At 45.2% G+C, this 18779-nt stretch carries 17 protein-coding genes; 9 read left to right on the plus strand and 8 right to left on the minus strand.

The genetic code is table 11. From position 1 onward, the window contains the following. Positions 1 to 59: 59 nt before the first annotated feature. The 3 genes from QGN29_RS06170 to QGN29_RS06180 are packed head-to-tail and all read left to right on the plus strand — an operon-like array spanning position 60 to position 3628. A complete protein-coding gene (locus QGN29_RS06170) occupies positions 60 to 1811 on the plus strand; it encodes an OPT family oligopeptide transporter (protein WP_310799823.1) in 1752 nt (583 codons plus the stop codon). 11 nt (positions 1812 to 1822) lie between these two features. Next, positions 1823 to 2359, plus strand: coding sequence for a hypothetical protein (locus QGN29_RS06175; RefSeq protein ID WP_310799824.1), 537 nt, complete (start codon positions 1823 to 1825; stop codon positions 2357 to 2359). A 3-nt stretch (positions 2360 to 2362) separates the two neighbouring features. Next, positions 2363 to 3628 carry a Xaa-Pro dipeptidase gene (locus QGN29_RS06180; RefSeq protein ID WP_310799825.1) on the plus strand — a complete coding sequence of 422 codons (1266 nt, stop codon included), beginning with the start codon at positions 2363 to 2365 and terminating at the stop codon, positions 3626 to 3628. 32 nt (positions 3629 to 3660) lie between these two features. Here QGN29_RS06180 and QGN29_RS06185 read toward each other — a convergent pair whose 3' ends face one another. After that, positions 3661 to 4968, minus strand: a complete 1308-nt coding sequence (locus QGN29_RS06185; protein ID WP_310799826.1) for an NADH:flavin oxidoreductase/NADH oxidase family protein — start codon at positions 4966 to 4968, stop codon at positions 3661 to 3663. Between the two features lie 108 nt (positions 4969 to 5076). Next, complete coding sequence (locus tag QGN29_RS06190; RefSeq protein WP_510805599.1) at positions 5077 to 6585, minus strand: MFS transporter; 1509 nt, start codon at positions 6583 to 6585, stop codon at positions 5077 to 5079. Between the two features lie 13 nt (positions 6586 to 6598). Between QGN29_RS06190 and QGN29_RS14525 the strand changes: the two genes are divergently transcribed. Further along, the gene (locus QGN29_RS14525; protein ID WP_510805600.1) at positions 6599 to 6661 is read left to right on the plus strand and encodes a hypothetical protein; all 63 of its coding nucleotides are present in this window, start codon (positions 6599 to 6601) and stop codon (positions 6659 to 6661) included. Between the two features lie 47 nt (positions 6662 to 6708). On the opposite strand, the gene nhaC is transcribed toward QGN29_RS14525, so the two are convergent. The 3 genes from nhaC to fsa all read right to left on the minus strand — a co-directional run bounded on the left by nhaC (position 6709) and on the right by fsa (position 9477). Beyond that, positions 6709 to 8202: a Na+/H+ antiporter NhaC gene (gene nhaC / locus QGN29_RS06195; protein ID WP_310799828.1), complete on the minus strand. Its 1494-nt coding sequence runs from the start codon at positions 8200 to 8202 to the stop codon at positions 6709 to 6711. Between the two features lie 80 nt (positions 8203 to 8282). Next, on the minus strand, positions 8283 to 8669 hold the full coding sequence (locus QGN29_RS06200; protein ID WP_310799829.1) for a nuclear transport factor 2 family protein: 387 nt from the start codon (positions 8667 to 8669) through the stop codon (positions 8283 to 8285). A gap of 154 nt (positions 8670 to 8823) precedes the next feature. Further along, entirely contained in the window at positions 8824 to 9477 is a 654-nt protein-coding gene (gene fsa, locus QGN29_RS06205; RefSeq protein WP_310799830.1) for a fructose-6-phosphate aldolase, read from the minus strand. Between the two features lie 157 nt (positions 9478 to 9634). Between fsa and QGN29_RS06210 the strand changes: the two genes are divergently transcribed. Beyond that, on the plus strand, positions 9635 to 11863 hold the full coding sequence (locus QGN29_RS06210; RefSeq protein WP_310799831.1) for a primosomal protein N': 2229 nt from the start codon (positions 9635 to 9637) through the stop codon (positions 11861 to 11863). Here the strand turns inward: QGN29_RS06210 and QGN29_RS06215 are convergent, their stop codons facing one another. Both QGN29_RS06215 and QGN29_RS06220 read right to left on the minus strand, forming a co-directional pair. Beyond that, positions 11864 to 12349 carry a PAS domain-containing protein gene (locus QGN29_RS06215; RefSeq protein WP_310799832.1) on the minus strand — a complete coding sequence of 162 codons (486 nt, stop codon included), beginning with the start codon at positions 12347 to 12349 and terminating at the stop codon, positions 11864 to 11866. 170 nt (positions 12350 to 12519) lie between these two features. Then, complete coding sequence (locus QGN29_RS06220; RefSeq protein ID WP_310799833.1) at positions 12520 to 13455, minus strand: class I SAM-dependent methyltransferase; 936 nt, start codon at positions 13453 to 13455, stop codon at positions 12520 to 12522. A 98-nt stretch (positions 13456 to 13553) separates the two neighbouring features. On the opposite strand from QGN29_RS06220, the gene map reads away from it, so the two are divergent. Genes map through QGN29_RS06240 form a run of 4 tightly spaced genes read left to right on the plus strand, consistent with a single transcriptional unit; the run spans position 13554 to position 17772 of the window. After that, positions 13554 to 14294: a type I methionyl aminopeptidase gene (map, locus tag QGN29_RS06225; RefSeq protein ID WP_310799834.1), complete on the plus strand. Its 741-nt coding sequence runs from the start codon at positions 13554 to 13556 to the stop codon at positions 14292 to 14294. Positions 14295 to 14321: 27 nt separating this feature from the next. Continuing rightward, the gene (locus QGN29_RS06230) at positions 14322 to 15203 is read left to right on the plus strand and encodes a glycine--tRNA ligase subunit alpha (RefSeq protein ID WP_375164649.1); all 882 of its coding nucleotides are present in this window, start codon (positions 14322 to 14324) and stop codon (positions 15201 to 15203) included. After that, positions 15203 to 17233, plus strand: coding sequence for a glycine--tRNA ligase subunit beta (gene glyS, locus QGN29_RS06235; RefSeq protein ID WP_310799835.1), 2031 nt, complete (start codon positions 15203 to 15205; stop codon positions 17231 to 17233). The genes QGN29_RS06230 and glyS overlap by 1 nt, the downstream gene beginning before the upstream one ends. After that, positions 17233 to 17772 (plus strand): nucleoside/nucleotide kinase family protein, encoded by a 540-nt coding sequence (locus QGN29_RS06240; protein ID WP_310799836.1) that lies wholly within the window; start codon positions 17233 to 17235, stop codon positions 17770 to 17772. The genes glyS and QGN29_RS06240 overlap by 1 nt, the downstream gene beginning before the upstream one ends. Here the strand turns inward: QGN29_RS06240 and QGN29_RS06245 are convergent. Beyond that, a complete protein-coding gene (locus QGN29_RS06245) occupies positions 17769 to 18773 on the minus strand; it encodes a DUF2125 domain-containing protein (RefSeq protein ID WP_310799837.1) in 1005 nt (334 codons plus the stop codon). The two genes, QGN29_RS06240 and QGN29_RS06245, sit on opposite strands and share 4 nt — an antisense overlap. Between the last annotated feature and the right edge of the window lie 6 nt (positions 18774 to 18779).

Raw genomic sequence — 18779 nt, forward strand, 5'->3', positions numbered from 1 at the left:
AATAGCGCCCAAACTACAAACATAAAGTTGAAATAACCTTATCTTGGGAGGGGAAGGCTATGTCAGAACTCACAAAACTAAATGAAGGGGCACCAGGTCCTATTACCACGGGTGCTTATCCAGAGCTTACACCCTATGCAATAGGGGTTGGCTATTTTCTTGGTGTCATTATTGCCATAGCCATTGGTTATGCTTCTTTGAAGCTTGGTTTCTCAATAGAAGGATCAGAACTTGCTGCTATTCTTGGATTTGGTATTCTAAGGGGTATTTTGCGGCGCCGATCGATCGTAGAAAATAATGTAACACAAACGGTGGCATCCGCTGTCAACGGGGCCTCAAGTGGTTTGATGTTCTCTGTGCCGGCTATCTTTATTCTAGGCTATGGGCAAGAATTGAACCCAATGATTGTAACATTCGGTGCAATTGCCGGTGCTTTTCTAGGTATTGCTTTTATCATTCCGCTTCGGAAACAAATGATTGATTTTGAACGGCTTACCTATCCAGGCGGCGTAGCAGTGGCCAGTATTCTGAAGTCTCCGGGGGCGGGCATTGAAAAGGCCAAGCTTTTAATGGGAGCGCTGTTATTTTCAGGGGTTCTTCATTTCCTATCAATTCAATTTGATATTCATGATTTACATGTGGGGGATTGGCTTGGTGTCTCTGAAGAAAACGCCTATCTCAATCTTATGTTCTACGCCTCTCTTATGACTGTTGGTGTTGGCTTTATTGCCGGACGCGGGGGTGTTGCTTTTATCATTGGTGGATTTGTTTGTTACTTCTTTCTTGCGCCAATGCTTGATCTAACAGGGAATCTGCCGGTTGATGCAGCTGGGGCGGTTATAACAGATGCCAATGCATTGCGGGTTGGCTTGTTTAGGCCAACTGGGATTGGGATGCTAATCGGGGGAGCGATCATCGGGGTACTCTTTGCCTTACCGCTTATTAAATCTGCAGTAAAATCGATGCAGAATAGTGCGAAAGTAGAAAGCGCGATGAGTCGGGATGAAATGCCAATTAAGCTCTTGTATTTTGCTATTGTCGGCGCAGCAATTTTACTGATGGTGATGGCTTGGACATCGGCTGAAAATGTTGGAATTGGTCGCGGGATTGCCATGGGTTTGCTAGGGACACTCTGGATTTGGATGGCGGGTATTATCCTGTCTGAGGCCATCGGTCGGACCAATTGGTCCCCGCTTTCCGGCATGACACTGGTTGCGGTGACAATCCTTATCATGCTCACAAACGGCATGGAAACTTCTCAGGCTATCGTTGCTGCAGTGACTGTCGGCGCTGCCACTTGTGTGGCTATGAGCCAGGCAACCGACTTAATGTTGGATATGAAAACTGGCTATCTTGTTGGCGCGACACCGCGGCAGCAGCAGATGGGTCAATTTTTTGGTGCTTGGCTTGGACCCATTGTGATCATCATCTTAATCTATGTTCTTCATCAAGCCTTTGGCTTAGGGTCTGACGAATTGCCTGCGCCTCAGGGTCAAGCCCTTGCTTCGATGGTTAGCGGGATTACAGGTGGTGACGTACCTATGGAGAAATATGCGGCAGGCGCATTATTGGGTGGCTTACTATCCGCCATGATGACCGGTCTTGGGATTACGGTAGGTCTTGGATTTTATCTCCCCTTTAATATTGTACTGACTTATTCAGTTGGGACATTGCTTCGTGAAATTACGGACCGGAAGATGGGCACCCATTGGTCAGACAACAAAGGCATTCCTATTGCGGCAGGCTTGATTGTTGGTGAAGCCTTGGTTGGGGTTGGTAATGCTGTTTATAAAATTGCGACAGCGATGTAAGGAGAAAAGAAATGCTTACTATTGCGAAACTTATTATCATTGCAGCTTTTCTTACAGGGGCTTTCTTAGCAAGCCTCGATGAAGATGCTGTCAATTGGACCTATTTTATTCCTGTCATTTTTGGGGGTATTATTGGCATCACTCTCTTAAAGGTCGGTGAAAAAGCGGCGGCTCAAGACGATAGTCTGCTGGCAGCGGATAAAGAGATGTTAGAGGTTAGTCTTCAGAATATCTTGAAAAACCTAAGAGATTTAGACGGCCGGAAAGAAAAAATACCAACCTATGAAATGAGATTTGAGATCGATAAAATTTTCAGGACTGATTTGAATAATTTTGCTGACAGTCGAGAGAGTATGAAACATTTATTTGGCCTGATGGCATATGCGGATATCATGTCTTCTTTCGCTGCAGGCGAGCGCTATTTGAACCGGGTTTGGTCCGCTTCTACAGATGGCTATGTGGATGAAGTCTTGGCTTATGTCTCTAAATCCCATTCACAATTTGAGCATGCCTTAGAAGAATGGCAACGCTACGAAAGTAAAGGATAAGTTATGAAAAAAATTCTACACAACAGCTCAGCGATTCTCGCAGCTTTATGGATGAGTTCAGCGGCCCTTGCTGAAGATATAATTCTGAAACCTAAACAGGTTCTGGATGTGGTGAGCGGAAAAATGCTGAAAGGCGCAGCGGTTCATGTAAAAGACGGTAAAATCGTGGCTGTCGGCAACGTGAGTGTTGATGGGGCTAAGGTGATTGACCTTAAAGAGAAGACACTCTTACCTGGGTTGATGGATATGCATGTTCACCTTACGGGCGATCCAACGGAAGGCTTTTTTGCAGATGTTTCTTATTCCCAGCCTCGGTATGCAGTGCGTGCGGTTAGATTGGCAAAAAGAACCCTAATGGCAGGCTTTACAACTGTGCGTAATCTTGGTGCTGGTGGATATAGTGTGATTGCTGTTCGCGACGGTATCAATGCCGGGGAGATTATGGGGCCGCGTATATGGGCGGCAGGCAATAGTATTGGTATTGTGGGCGGACACTGTGACAATAATTGGTCACCCCCAGAGGCGAATGCTCAGTCAGGCGGCGCCGCGAATGGTCCATGGGCCGTGCGCGCAAAGGTACGCGAGAATATTAAATACGGTGCGAATACCATCAAGATTTGCGCAACTGGGGGCGTTTTTTCTAAAGGGACAAGTGTCGGTGCTCAGCAGATGGTTTTAGAAGAAATGAAAGCCGCGGTGGATGAAGCTCATCTAAGGGGCCGCATCATTGCGGCTCATGCGCACGGCACAAGTGGTATTAAAGATGCCATCAGAGCTGGTGTAGATAGTATCGAACATTGTTCTTTCCTTGATCAGGAAGGCATTGATCTGGCCTTGAAACATGGCACGTATCTCTCTTGTGATATTTATAATACAGAATATACCTTGGCTTTTGGTGAAGCGAACGGCGTGCCTGAAGAAAACATCAATAAAGAGAAGATGGTTTCAAAAGCCCAGCGGGAGAGCTTTAGAAAGGCCCACGAGGCTGGTGTGAAACTTGTCTTTGGATCTGATGCTGCCATTTACCCACACGGAGATAATGCGAAACAGTTTTCTGTTATGGTGAAGTTTGGAATGACTCCGCTTGAGTCTATTCAAGCAGCAACAATTACTTCTGCGGCTTTGCTAAAACAGGAGAAATCCTTAGGCCAGATTAAAGCTGGATTTTTAGCAGATATCATTGCTGTAGACGGAGATCCGACACAGAATGTCAAAGTCTTAGAGAATGTAAGCTTTGTTATGAAAGACGGTAAAGTCTATAAAAAATAAATTGACGATTGAAAATTTAACAAGCCTGAAGTTTAGCGCTTCAGGCTTTTTTTATAGGCCTTTGCTAACTTGTTGTCCTTAGTGAAATTACTGAAAATTGCCTTGAAAAGGCCCTGCGTTAAGGTTGGCATCGTGCCGGCTCCCATCTCCCGTAATTTTTCATAATACCATCCCATAACTCCTAAACCATGTGCCAGCTTTAGAATGTTAAACGGGCTTGTTGGCTTGAGCCACCAGCTGGTTGGAATGAAATGATCCTCGCTGGGAAGCTTTGCGATTGAACCATTTAACAGGTCTTTGGTGCAAAGCGGAAAAGGGACCATTGGGCGAGCCAAACCAATGAGGTCAGATTCGCCGTTTGATAAGGCTTCGTTCATGACATCTTTACTGCGGAAACCTCCCGTAATCATGAGAGGCATATCAGCGATCTTTTGTATGGCAGTTGCATAGTGAAGAAAAAAAGCTTCGCGAACTTTTGTGCTCGATTTCATCTGTGTTTCATCTTCAAAAACAGGTTCCAAAGCGCCGTCTAAACCGACCATTTTTGGTTGCTCATATGTGCCCCCAGAGATTTCAAGAAAATCTATGTTCAGGGCATTCAGCCATTTTACCACCTTCAAGCAATCCTCAAAGGAAAAGCCACCCTTTTGAAAATCGGCACTATTGAGTTTCACCGCAACACCAAAGCCGTCCCCTGTGACTTTTTGAACTTCTGAAACGACTTCAATGAGCAGGCGTGCTCGATTTTCAAGATTGCCGCCCCATCGATCTGATCGTTTGTTAGATTTTGGAGAAAGAAATTGGCTGAGAAGATAGCCGTGAGCGCCGTGAATTTGAACGCCTTTAAATCCAGCTTCTTCACATGCTTTTGCGGCAAGTGAGAATTTGCCTATAAGGGCTTCTAATTCTGCTTCAGTAAGGCTCACGGGTTTTCCGTATTGACCGCCAGGGAGGGACAGTTGGACATCACTGGCTGATTTGGGTTTTTTATTTATATTAATAGGTGTTTGTCGACCACTATGAGACAATTGGACAAAACAGGCTGTCTCATATTGCTGAGACGCAAAAGCGAATTTTTTAAGCGCGTCCATGCGCTCATCGCTCTGAGGTCCATCAATGACAATGTTACCAGCTCGTTCCAAGTGAAAACGATCAACCATTACATTGCCCGTGATTAATAATCCTGTGTCAGATTTCGCCCATAGATCATAGAGACGACAGTGGTCCATAGTGGCCAGGCCATTCTCATCAGCAAGGCCTTCTGTCATGGCAGCTTTTGCAAGGCGGTTTTTTAGATTAAGCCCGCAGGGAAGAATGTAACTGTCTTGAATTTGCGGCATGAAAGCTCCCATATGTTTGGAGTGATTGTAGGGTCTTTTTCGTGCTTTTCAATAGAGGACAAAAAAAACGCCGCCAAGGGCAGCGTTTTCTCTCTTCACTTTAAGACTTTAGCTTTTGGCTGCTTCCGTTTCTAGCTGCATGGCAAAACGATAGGTCCATTTACCATAAACATATAGGCCGAATGTGGTGATCAGCCCAACAGCCCCCATCACATACCAAACTGTGCCAATATTATTTGCAGCATACATGCTAGCAGTTAACACATCAGGATTTTGGCCTGTAACTTCAACAAGTTTTTGAAAAGCTTCACCAATTGGGACAGCTTTTTCACTGGCATCGACACCTTGTGTATTTAGCATCTCTCGAGCGATGGTATCCTTATCAGAATATGCGCCGTAAAGTGTCGGGCCAACTTTACTCTCTAGAACCCAACCAAAGCCTATGGGGAATTGACTAAAACCAAGATACATAGCTTTTTTGTCGTGGGGAGCAATATTGCCTAGATATTCACTGCATTTCGGTGATGATAACATTTCCCCGAAAGAAAAGCAGACAATTGCAGCAACGATGACCCATGCCGCATTTGCGCCCGCGAATAAGAGAAGGGCCGCTGAAGCTAGAAATGTTCCAAGGGCCATGCTTGAAACGGCTTTCAGTTTGGCACTCCATCCAGCCACTAAGAAACAGATGGATAAAATTAAGAAGGCGTTTAAATTCACCAAACCTTCTGGGCTGATGGTTTTGCCGTCTTGAGACATGCCCATGGCGAATATGGCCACAGGATTGCTGGTCCCTTCTGCGCCAAATAGATCATTCACTAATACTTTTGTATCTACCCAATCACGGAAGTAGAGTGGCGCGATATCCCAAAAGGCCATCAACATAAACCAAAAACCAGAGAAGAGTAGAATATACCATAAGAGCACGGGGTTTTTCAGCTCTACTAAACTTGCTTTCCAAAGGGATGCTTCTTTTTCGCCACTTTCCTTAAGTTTAGCTCTACGGGCTAGGCGCGCTTCTTTGTCTGGCTCTTTATAAGTTAAAAGGAGAAGGAAGTTCAGACTGATGATAGCGGCGCATGCATAAAAAATATTTTCCCAGGCCAGTTGACGCAGTTGTGCAGAAATAAGGGGGCCGATAAAGGCCCCTATATTTACTGTTTGATAGAAGACCCCCCATGCTATGGAGCTATTTGTTCTATCAGTTGATTTGACGATTGTCCCTTGCAAGCCGGGTTTGAAAATCCCCGTACCAAAGGCCAAGACAACAGCACCGGCTGAAAAACCCATAGGGGTTGGGAACCACGCCATAAGCAGATAGCCTAAGATTTTGAAAACTGTTGAGGCGAAGATGGTTTCCTTATAGCCATAGCGATCTGAGAGCCCCCCTGTGAGGACAGGGACAAAAGTTTGTACTAAAGCCCAGATAACAAAGATATTGGCAAGGTCAGCAGGACGCAGGCCAAGGCCCCCATTTGCTGCGCTGTCAGTCACATAAAGGCTTGAAAGAGACCTAACTCCGTAATAAGCAAGGCGCTCGACAATCTCCATGCCACCGCAAATCCAAAAGACATAAGACAGGCTTGCAATTGCTGCAAAGGTACCCAGCTGTTCCACATCTTTTATACTCGTGGTTTGTTTCGTTTCGGTTATTTTATTCTCACTCATGACCATCCCTCCCAAGGAACACTAATGATTAATAATAGAAAAAGGCCCCCAAAAGGGAGCCTTGGCTGTATTTTATTCTGCTGCTTCTGATTTTGGTGAAGGTTTGACAAAAATCACTTTGAAAAGGAACCATGCACTGACAAGAGCGACAATTGGACTAAAGATATTGAAGAAAGCATAAGGTAGATAGTCAATTGTTGCCACCCCTAGAGCTCCGGCCATAAAGGCACCACAAGTGTTCCATGGAATAAGAGCAGATGTTACGGTTCCTGCATCTTCAATCGCGCGAGATAGATTGCGTGAATCTAAATTTCGCTTTTCAAATTCTGCCTTATACATTCGGCCTGGCATCACGATAGACATATACTGATCAGAGGCGATAAGGTTGGTGCCAAAGGCAGTTGCAAGAGTACTGGCAAGCAGTCCACGCACAGTCGAGACTCGGGCCAAAATTGATTGAACCAGTTTATTCACTAAACCGGCCTTTTCCATCATACCACCGAATGCCATTGCTGAGATGATTAACCAGACGGTATTATTCATCGACGCCATACCGCCTTTATTGATGAGGCTATCTACTTGAGAAACGCCTGTTTCAATGTTCAATCCGCCAAAAAGAACACTCCAAATACCTTTCAGTTGAACAAAAAATCCATTCATAAATTCTAAAGCCGTACCAGTTGAGATAGAGCTCGTATTGGCCATTTTTAAGACAGCGTCTTGCTGGAAAAGGAGAGAAAAAATCACGCCAACTAAAGACCCTACGATGACAGAAGGAAGAGCAGGAATTTTTCTGTTGGCCATCACAAGAAGTACAACCATAGGGAAGAGCATATACCACGCGATATGGAATTCACTAGAAAGAGTTGCTTTTATTGTATCAATAGTAGGATCCGTAATAACGCCTTCTGCACCAAATCCTAGAAATGAGAAAAGGATCATGGCGATAATGAAAGCCGGAACTGTGGTCCATAACATATGTTTAATATGTGCAAAAAGTTCAGTGCCTGCTACTGCCGGCGCTAAATTTGTTGTATCAGAAAGAGGGGATAATTTATCTCCCATATAGGCCCCAGAGATAACAGCACCAGCAGTGATTGCAGGATCTAACTGCAGAGCAGAGGCAATGCCGATAAAAGCGACACCCACCGTCCCTGCTGTTGACCAGCTGGATCCAATCGAAATGGCAACAATTGCAGATATCAAGCATGCTGCAGGGTAAAATAGGGAGGGGTTTAACAATTCAATGCCGTAAATGATCATTGTGGGAACTGTGCCTGAAAGCATCCAACTGCCAATCAGCATTCCTACACAAAATAATATGAGGATAGCGCCCATGGCCATTTGTATACCTGCCGTAAGCCCTTCTTGTAAGGCGTCCCATTTCAAGCCGTTTTTGTAAGCAATGAGGCCAGCGATAGCTGCTGACATGACGAGAGCAATCTGGTTTGGACCATAGGAACTATCTTCCCCATAGAGATAGACTGATGCTGCAAGTGATAAAATTAGAAATAGAACTGGAATGAGCGCATCCAGCATGGATGGCTGTTTAATATTCTCAGACATTACGACTCCCTACCCAATGTATTATGTGTGCATAACCTGTCATAGAATGGTGTAGATCGCAAGACTGGAAAGAAAAAGTCTTAGCTCATATCAGAGAGAGAAATGATTTTATCATCTTTAAGTGTAAAAAAACTCGCGCCGCGTAAAATTGTAGCTTCTCCGGCTTTCATGCCATTAGGTAAGTCCACTAAGGGGACGCCTGCAAACTCTACTTGGAGTGCAACTTTGTCGCCTTCAACAACAGCCATGAGGACAGTTTGTTTTCTGCTGGCAAAAGCTGCAGCACTACTTTCGGCAAGCGCTCTGATAGAATCATGCCCTTTCCAGTTCATTGCTGCAAAATAATTTGAAATATTTTCAAATTCTGCTTCTCGGTGAAGACAGGACATCATCGCATCCACATCTTTTTCATTATAAGATGTGATAAATTTTCGAATAACTTCCGGTAAATTTTCGTGTGTACTCATTGCCCAATTCCAACCCTTGTTCATATCCCAAATGGAATCCTACATTGTTTGCAAGTATTTGGCAAATTGGATGGGCATCGACTGGCATCATAGCGAACCACAAAAAAACGCCTGCAAAATTGCAGACGTTTTTAGAAGGGTATTTAAAGGGTCTTTAAAGAATAGAAAACCCTGTTGCAGCCCAATCTTTATCGAAGCCCTTTAGACCACTATCAGTAAGTGGGTGATTAAAGAGTTTGCGCATTGCTCCCCAAGGCATTGTGGCAACATCTGCACCAATGCGCGCGCTTTCAAGTACATGCGCAGGGTGACGAACTGAAGCAACAAGAATTTGAGTGTCGAAGCCATAGTTATCATAAACTAAGCGAATGTCTTCAATCAGTTCCATGCCATTAAAGCCAACATCATCATGACGTCCTACAAATGGAGAAATGAAAGTTGCGCCTGCTTTCGCAGCAAGCAGCGCCTGATTGGCTGAAAAGCAAAGGGTAACATTCACCATAATGTCACGCTCTCTCAGGGCTTTACATGTTTTTAGCCCATCAACAGTGAGAGGTACTTTAACGGCAATATTGCTAGCGATCTCAGCACATTTAAGACCTTCCTTCATCATTGTTTCATGATCATGAGCTGTAGTTTCAGCAGAGACAGGGCCATCTACTTCCGCTGCGATTTCTGCAATAACTTCGAAAAAGTCGCGGCCGGCTTGCTTGATGAGAGAGGGGTTGGTCGTTACTCCGTCAAGTAGGCCTGTTGCATTTGCTTCGCGGATGTCGTTGATGTCGGCTGTGTCCAAAAAGAACTTCATGGTTGGCTCCTTAGTAGGGTGTATTGTCAAAGGTTATTCTCTAAGACCCTTAAGATTTATGCTTTTGGTCCTACTCTGAAAATGAAATTTTTGCAAGGATAGTCTTGAGAGTTTTCTTGTCTCGTGGCATCAAAAGAAAAAAGGAATGATATTCAACATGACGTCTCAGGAAAATTTATTTGGATCCAGCATTCAGCGCCTTTCAATATTACTGCCTCTGCCTTTCTCTGATCCCTATGATTATCTTTGCCCTGAAACTTGCAAAATTGAACTCGGCAGTTATGTTGAAGTGCCTCTTGGATCGCGACGTCTTGTCGGTGTGGTATGGGCACTAGAAGGCAGTGACAATCATCTTCCAGATGACAAATTAAAATCTATTCTGCGTGTGTTAGATTCACCGCCTATGGAAGAAAGCCTTAGAAGGCTAGTCGACTTCACAGCAACATATACAATTTCTCCAAAGGGCAATGTGATGAAGATGTGTCTGGGGCTTTTCGGCGGCAAAGACGGCGTGGAAAGGTTTGATCATCGCCCCATGCTACAGCATGTTTCACTGCTTCATGATTTATCTGCTCATCGTTTAACTGAAAAAAGAAGGGCAGTTGTAGACGCCTTAAATGGCTTGCCGCCAATGCCAATCTCAGCGGCTTCTGAGCAAGCGGGTGTTTCACAGTCGATCATCAGAGCAATGATAAAGCAAGGTCTTTTGGATAGTATAGACTTGCCTCTCGATTCCCCCTTCGAGACTGCCCAACTAAGGGGAGGTGAGCACCCTAAACTATCAGAAGAACAACAGACGGCCTCAGATGCTATCATCAAAACATTGCGGCAGAAGACATATGAGTGCTTTTTGCTGGAAGGGGTTACAGGATCTGGAAAAACAGAAGTATATTTTGAGGCAATAACAGATGTTCTTGAGCAGGATCAGTCAGCTCAAATTCTGGTCCTTCTTCCTGAAATTGCTCTGACCAGTCAATGGCTTGGTCGATTTGAAGATCGATTTGGTGTGAAACCTGCTGAGTGGCACAGTGATGTTGGCGCAGCAGAGAAAAGGCGTGTTTGGCGCGCGGCAGGTAAGGGAAATGTTCAAGTTATTGTTGGGGCGCGTTCCAGTCTCTATCTTCCTTTTAAGAATTTATCCCTCATCATTGTTGATGAGGAGCATGATCCTAGCTTTAAGCAAGAAGAGGGAGTTATGTACCATGCACGGGATATGGCTGTGACCCGGGCTTTCCTACAAAACTGTCCTGTTGTTCTTGCTTCCGCGACACCTTCATTGGAAAGTTTAATCAATGTTAAGAATGAGCGCTACCACCATTTAACTCTCTTAGAGCGTCATGGATCTGCAACTCTGCCGGATATTCAGGCGATTGATATGCGTATTGATGCACCGCCTGCGGGGCAATGGCTCTCCCCAAAATTAATGGAAAAGATTACAGAGAATTTGGTCAAAGGTGATCAGACGGCACTCTTTCTAAACCGACGTGGTTATGCCCCGCTGACTTTATGTCGTACGTGCGGACACCGTGTTGAATGTCCTCACTGTAGTGCTTGGCTTGTGGAGCATCGGGGTCGACAACGGCTTCAGTGTCATCACTGTGGGTTTGACATGCCTACTCTTGAAGCATGTCCAGACTGTGAAACGGAAGATAGTCTGGTTGCGTGTGGGCCTGGGGTTGAACGCTTGGGTGAAGAAGTTGTGACGCTCTTTCCTGAGGCACAAGTCGCAGTCCTGGCTTCTGATACAATGACCAGCGTCAGTAAAATGGCAGCTGTTGTCGCTCAAATCGAAGCGGGCGAGATCGATATTATCATTGGCACCCAGATGATTACCAAGGGATATCATTTCCCCAAGTTAACTCTAGTCGGGGTTATTGATGCTGATCTAGGTTTGCGGGGCGGTGATATGCGTGCTGGAGAGAGAACGTATCAGCAATTGGTGCAAGTCTCAGGGCGGGCTGGTCGGGCAGAACGTAAGGGGCGCGTTTATCTCCAGAGTTTCGAGCCGGAACACCCCGTTGTTCAAGCTCTGCTGACGGGGGACGGTGCGACCTACATGGCGGCAGAAATTGAGGCACGCCGTACGTATGCGATGCCTCCTTTTGGTAAGCTTGTCGCGCTTATCTTATCAGGGGAAGATGTTAAAAAAGTAATAGATGTTGGACGACAATTGGCAGCTAAAGCACCGCATTCAGATCAGGTAAAAGTGATGGGTCCAGCGCCAGCACCTATGACAAAAATACGAGGCCATTTTCGGTACAGATTGCTTTTGCATGCCTCTAAGAAGACAGCCGTTCAGCCATTGGTAAAAGAATGGATTGCAGCGATAGGCACAGTTAAAGGCGTGAAGATTAAGATAGATATTGATCCTTACAGCTTCTTCTAACTAATATTTGAATTGTAAGACTGACATGATCATTGTCGGTTTCTCTTGGCTGTCACCGAGAGGAAGGTGGAGGATATCGAATTTTTTGTAATTGAGCTCTGACCAATAAAGAGGATGGTCAAAGATTACAGCAGGGGCACCGCTTTTTACAATAGAACTTAACCGTTCAATGACCTTTTCCTGATTAGGGATCACCTTGAGATTTAGTCCAGTAGCATCGGATCCATAATTTTCACTGACCTTGGTGCCGACTAGCCTTACTGTAAAGTCCATAATATCAGGTGCCACATCTAGAATGTATATATTGGGTAAACAGGCAGCGAACTTAAAAGGACTGAATTGATCACGAGAGGGATATGGATTACTTTCTCGGGCTTTGTGCCACCAATCAAAAAGTTCTAATCCATCTTCAAATTTTGAAAGATCTTTCCGAGAAAAATCAAAGATTTCTGGCTTATGGGATAAACTGATATTCATAAGGCTCATACTCGTCTTTCTGACAGGGACCACTTATTAAAATAGTTCTGAAGGGAAAGGTGTAAATAGACGAATTAAAACGGTAAATTTAAAGGAAGCATTTCATTTTGAAAAGAAGCAGCCTCAATCAAGACTTTTGACAGACCCTTTCATGCTCTTTTTCTGCGACCTTTGCGGGGTCAAGATTGTATAGTCGCGTGCAAAGCAGTGAGAAGAAGGGGGGCAGCACGGGATTCAAAAAGAGGATCGATGAGAGTCATTTCTATGGATGAGTGGGCAACGGATCCTGCTGCAATCAAGTTTGTTTCGTCATAGATCACGAGAAGACGGCCAAGCTTTTCTTCAAAATCGATGTTTTTGTGACAACGAGTTGCAAGGGCCTGAAGTTTGAAGAGGTCTGAGCGATGAGCTGCTTGGATCAACAGGCTACTGTCTTGGTCTTTGTGAAGTACCCATGTCGCCCAATTTGCTTCTATGCCAAAATCATTTTTCAGAGCGAATTTTTTGACAATTTTGCGCATGGGATAGCCATAGTTGCGTCCCCAGTGCCAGTCATCTCCAGTAATTTTTGCAGTCGGCCAGTGCTCATAACAGCCTTCTAGGTCTTCTGGCTGTTTCGCACCGTCAATATAGACCAGGTCAGGGACAAAGCCTGTATCTGCGATGCCCTTGAGGGCATCAGGGGAATAACCTTGGACGGGAATAAAACGATCCTGATAAGCTTGGATGTTCGCGAGGCCTGTCTCTTTCGGGCCTTGATTTCGGATATCTTCAACAAATCGAGTCTGATCTTCTGCGTGCGGATACAGTCGGTTTAATAATGGTCTGTCCACATATTTTTTGACTTGTTCTTTCAATGACTCTGGCCAAGGGTCTACGCCTACGATATGGAGGGTATCAAATTTTGCCAGCCAACGACGGGTTGAGGCACACATGAAGCAGCCAATTTCTACCATAAAAATAGGCTCAGTTCCGTGTTTTGTCCGTCTAATTTTTTCGATTTCCCGCTCAATCACTTCTCGTCCACCACCGCCCAGAGTAAAGTTATGCGCAGACAGGCCAGAAACATCTGGCCAAGGGTGCAGTTGTTGCAATTGTTTAAACGAATCTATCATGGGGTTCTTATAAGCAAGCCTAAGCTTTGCCTCAAGCATTCCTTGACCTTTTTCGGCCTGTACCCTATGAACGAAGCACGAAATATAGGGATATAATTATGATTATTGAAAATGATGATCAGCTTGAAAAGTTATTTGTAATTGGCCATCTCTGCAGAGATATTTTGCATCGGATGCTGGATGCCGTGCGCCCAGGGATCACCCCGCTTGAACTTGATGCGATTGCCGCAAAAATGTTTGAAGAAGCTGGCGGTGTTTCTGCCCCGATCTTGGCATATGATTTTCCAGGTCAGACATGCATTTCCGTAGGAACCGCTGTTGCTCATGGAATCCCAGATGAGAGACCTCTGGTTGAAGGAGAGATGATCAATATTGATGTTTCTGGCATGAAGGATGGGTATTTCGGCGATTTAGGAGCCAGTCGCGTTGTCGGTCAAGCTTCAGAGGAGCAGGCAAAACTTTTAGCCGCAACGAAAGAAGCGCAGTTTAAAGGGATGATGGCTGCTAAAGCTGGGCAACCGATCAATGCGGTAGGCAAGGCTGTGGAAAAAGTCGCAAGCAAAGGTGGGTATAAAATCATTGAAGGTCTAACGGGACACGGTGTTGGGGGCTTTATTCATGAAGAACCAACAATTCCCAATGTCTATAAGAGGGGCCTTAGAAAGAAACTCCAAAAAGGCCAAGTCATCACAGTAGAGCCTTTTTTGACAACGCATAGTCGTGATTATGTGGAAGATTTAGACGGCTGGACCCTTCATTTGGATAAAGGTGGGCTTGGGGCTCAGTTTGAACATACTTTTGTAGTGACAGATGGTGCGCCAATCATTATTACAAAATAAATCATTTAAAGAATTAAAGAGAGACAGATGTCTACGTATAAGAAAAGCGATATGCCATTTCAGAAATTGATCCTCACGCTTCAAAACTATTGGGCAGAGTATGGCTGTAATATCTTGCAACCTTATGATATGGAAATGGGCGCTGGAACTTTTCATCCTGCCACAACTTTGCGGGCCTTAGGGCCTGATGATTGGAATGCAGCCTATGTACAGCCTAGCCGCCGTCCTACCGATGGGCGATACGGCGAAAATCCTATGCGGTTGCAGCATTATTATCAGTTTCAGGTCATTTTAAAACCAAGCCCAAAAGACATTCAAGATCTATACTTGGGCTCTTTGAAAGCCATTGGCATCGATCCGCTTGTTCATGATATTCGATTTGTAGAAGATGACTGGGAAAGTCCTACCCTTGGGGCTTGGGGACTTGGATGGGAAGTATGGTGTGACGGGATGGAAGTCTCGCAATTTACTTACTTCCAGCAAGTTGGAGGCTTTGACTGCAAACCTGTATCTGGAGAACTTACCTATGGATTAGAGCGCCTATGCATGTTTGTACAAGGTGTGGATAATGTCTATGATCTAGATTATAACGGTTCCGGAACTACATACGGAGATATTTATCTCGCGAACGAGCAACAGCAGTCCGCCTATAATTTTGATCATGCGAATACTGACTTTTTATTTGCCGCTTTTAAAAATGCCCAAGAAGAATGTTCTAAGTTGATTGAGGCCGATCTGCCGCTGCCAGCTTATGAGCAGTGTATTAAAGCCTCGCATACTTTTAACTTGTTGGATGCACGGGGTGTCATTTCTGTGACGGAGCGTCAAGCCTATATCGGGCGTGTCAGAGATTTAGCAAAAGGCTGCTGTGCTGCCTATCTGAAAAAGAATGGATGGGGAGAAGAATAATGACACAAGAATTACTCATAGAACTCTTTTCTGAAGAAATTCCAGCGCGTATGCAACAGAAAGCTGGAGAAGACTTTAGACGTCTTATGGCAGATGAATTGAAAGCAGCAGGCCTCACTTTTGGAGCTATGGATGCCTTTACAACCCCCCGTCGTCTAACTTTGGTGGTTAGAGACTTACCGGCGCAAACACCGGATACTCGTGAAGAGAGAAAAGGCCCAGCGACAGCAGCCCCGGAAAAAGCTGTTGAAGGCTTCTTGCGCGGTGCGGGTGTTACTCGCGACGATTGTGAAATCCGCGAGGTCAAAGGCCGTGAATTTCTTTTTGCCATTATTGAGAAAAAAGGTGTGCAAACCACAGAAGTTATTGCAGCGGCCTTGACAAAAATAATCAGGAATTTTCCTTGGCCTAAGTCACAGCGATGGGGTGCCGGAAACTTGCGCTGGGTTAGGCCGTTACAAAATATTCTCTGTTTATACGGAGGGACAGCTGTTGAACTTTCGCTTGACGAGCTAACGTCATCGACCAAAACTTTCGGCCACCGCTTCCTTGCGCCTGAATGGTTTGACGTTGCCGACTTTGCTGACTATGAAGCTAAATTACTGGCTCATAAAGTGATGCTGCGCCCATCGGATCGTGCCGCGATGATTGCAGAGGCCGCAGAAAGCCTTGCAAGCGACACGGGACTGACATGGGTAGAAGACAAAGGCCTCTTACAAGAAGTCTCAGGTCTGGTAGAATGGCCTGTGCCTTTGATGGGTAGTTTTGATCCCGCCTTTTTGGACGTGCCTGAAGAAGTTTTGATCTTAACCATGAAAAAAGATCAAAAATACTTTGTTCTTAGAGATATGAAGGGTCAACTTGCCCCGCATTTTATCACCATTTCTAACTTAGAAGCGACAGACGGGGGCACTGCTATTGCAGAGGGCAATGCTCGTGTCATTGCCGCCCGTCTTGCAGACGCAAAATTCTTCTGGGAGCAAGACTTGAAAGGGCGTTTAGACGATTTACTTCCCGCCTTGAAAGAAATTATTTTTCATATTGACCTTGGCACTGTGCATGAGCGTGTGGAGCGGATGAAAGCTGTCGCAAGCTCACTCGCTGAGAGGTGCGGTGCAGACGCATCAGACGCTGTCCGGGCCGCAGAACTTTCTAAAGCGGATCTGACCTCAAATATGGTTTACGAATTTCCAGAAGTGCAGGGGGTCATGGGACGATATTATGCTCAGAAACAAGGAGAAAGTGAAGCCGTTGCAGATGCACTGCGCGATCATTATGCACCAGCAGGTCCAAGCGATGACTGCCCTAGTGCTCCGGTTTCTATTGCGGTCGCTTTGGCAGAGAAGCTTGATACACTTGTCGGATTCTTTGGCATAGAACAAAAGCCAACAGGGTCGAAAGATCCTTATGCCCTCCGCCGTGCTGCTCTTGGGGTTATTCGGTTGATTACAGAGAATGATATTCGTTTAAATCTCGCGCCTAGTTTTGAAGCCGTGAAATGTGAGTTTTCTTGTGATCTTGCACCGCTTGATGATCTTCTGGCCTTTTTCATGGATCGTCTTAAAGTTCAGCAGAAAGAAAAGGGCGTTCGCTTTGATGTCATCGATGCTGTTGCTGCTCTCGGGGGCGATGATCTTGTGGACATTCTGAATCGTGTGAATGCGTTGCAATCATTTTTAGCTACCGAAGACGGCTCTAATTTGGTGGCCGGATATAAAAGGGCGAATAATATCCTGAAAAAAGCTGCAGCAGAAAACGGCCTTGCAGGTCAAGGCACAACTGAGGCTGAAGCCGCGCTTTATGACGCTTTGGAAGCGGCAGCAACGCCGGTGGCATCCTCTTTAGACTCTGAAGACTATGCAGCTGTTATGTCGGCCTTAGCATCGCTTCGCGGTCCGATTGATCAATTCTTTGAAGATGTCATGGTCAATAGTGAGGTAGATTCTGAGCGGCAGAATAGGCTGGCATTGCTTGCTTCCTTTGTCGCAAATGTGAATAAGGTTGCCGACTTTACTCAACTTGAAGGCTAATGATTGATAGGAACACCATTCTCCAAAACCAGAGTGCCCCCTATGTGATCGGGGTCAATGGATTGGACTGTGCTGGGAAAACCACTTATGCCTTAAAGCTCCAGCAAATATTGATAGAAACAGGGAAGAGCGTCAACCTTCTTCATATTGACGACTTCAACAATTTAGCGCAGCAAAAAATAGTCTATGACGCTTATGCAAAGGGTGCCTTTTCCGAAAGCCTTTTTGAAGCTTACTATGACAATAGTATTCACTATAATAAAGTGGCAGATGCCCTTGAAGCGTCTAAAGACTGTTTCACCATAACCATCATTGAAGGTGTCTTTTTGTATAAACAATCGCTCGTTGATCTCATTGATTATAAGATATTTTTAAGGGTGGATCAGACACTGGCTCGTGAGCGGTACGCCGACCGTAAAATAGCAGTTGATGACTCGCGTCCTCTCACAGTATTTGAGGATATATGGGTGCGTGCCTATGACCGATATTGTGCCGAATATCAGCCCGAGACGTTGGCAGACTTTATCGACGTTTCTTAGTCAAACAAACGATCTGTCAGGGCCACTTGCCTGTTCGCTATCAAGACCGCTCCGCCTTGCATCATGATGCCAATTTCAGTTTTTTCAGGCAAACTTTGGATGTGTGCCAGACTGCCTCTACGAGGGAATAGGTTTGAACTCTCAAATATCTTTGACCAGTAACTCATATTTTGAGCTTTTACAGAAAAAGTTCCAAGAAGGTTTGTTTGGGCATCTACAGAAAGCGTGCCACTTGTGCCTAGGGCAGCTTGATTGGGTCCCTTTCGGCCCACTAAAATATTAAAAGTTTTTACATCGATTAGGCCACCGTTGCTGGACCATTGGACGGCTTGTTTTTCTTGCCAGCGGGTTAGACCTTCGCCCGTAAGACTGCCCGTTATCTCTAACCCAGCAATATATTCGTGGGGTGCTTTGCCGTCACCAATTTCACCACCTGCAACTTGAAGTCTAAAGTCAGCAATTGTTGCTTCGTATAGGTTGTCACTAGCTTGTCTTTTCGCCGGTAAAACAGTAGAGAATACCCAATTTTCCGCTGTCATTGATTGAGTGAGGCCAGGGGCCCTCTTAAGAATAAAATCGCCAGCTTCTTGACTGTCGGCAACGATAACCGTACGTCCATCATCGTATACTTTATGGCTGATAGCCACAAAATCATCCGAAAGTGAGATTCCCCGGTCCAGCAGGTCCAAGCTCAGACCCTTGACGTTGAGCAGCCAATGATTGGGTGTCCAGATATGAGAGATTAGCACAATTTCATCAGCAGTGCCCTCTATAGTATTAGATGTGTCCGTGAGCGAGACATCAGTAAATGTTAACGCAATTCTATAGGGGAAGCCTCCTTGTTCTAATTTGTCGAAGCGAAATGTATACCCTTGGTCCTCAAGAGAACGAACAGCAGTTCTTAGGCTTCTCTCTGCATTGGTGATGACGGTAGAACGAACGCCTGTATAAATAATAGCCATCGCGAGAATGATGAGAATGATAGGTGAAAAACGTTTCATAGAAAG

Source organism: Temperatibacter marinus (assembly GCF_031598375.1).
Taxonomy (GTDB): domain Bacteria; phylum Pseudomonadota; class Alphaproteobacteria; order Sphingomonadales; family Kordiimonadaceae; genus Temperatibacter; species Temperatibacter marinus.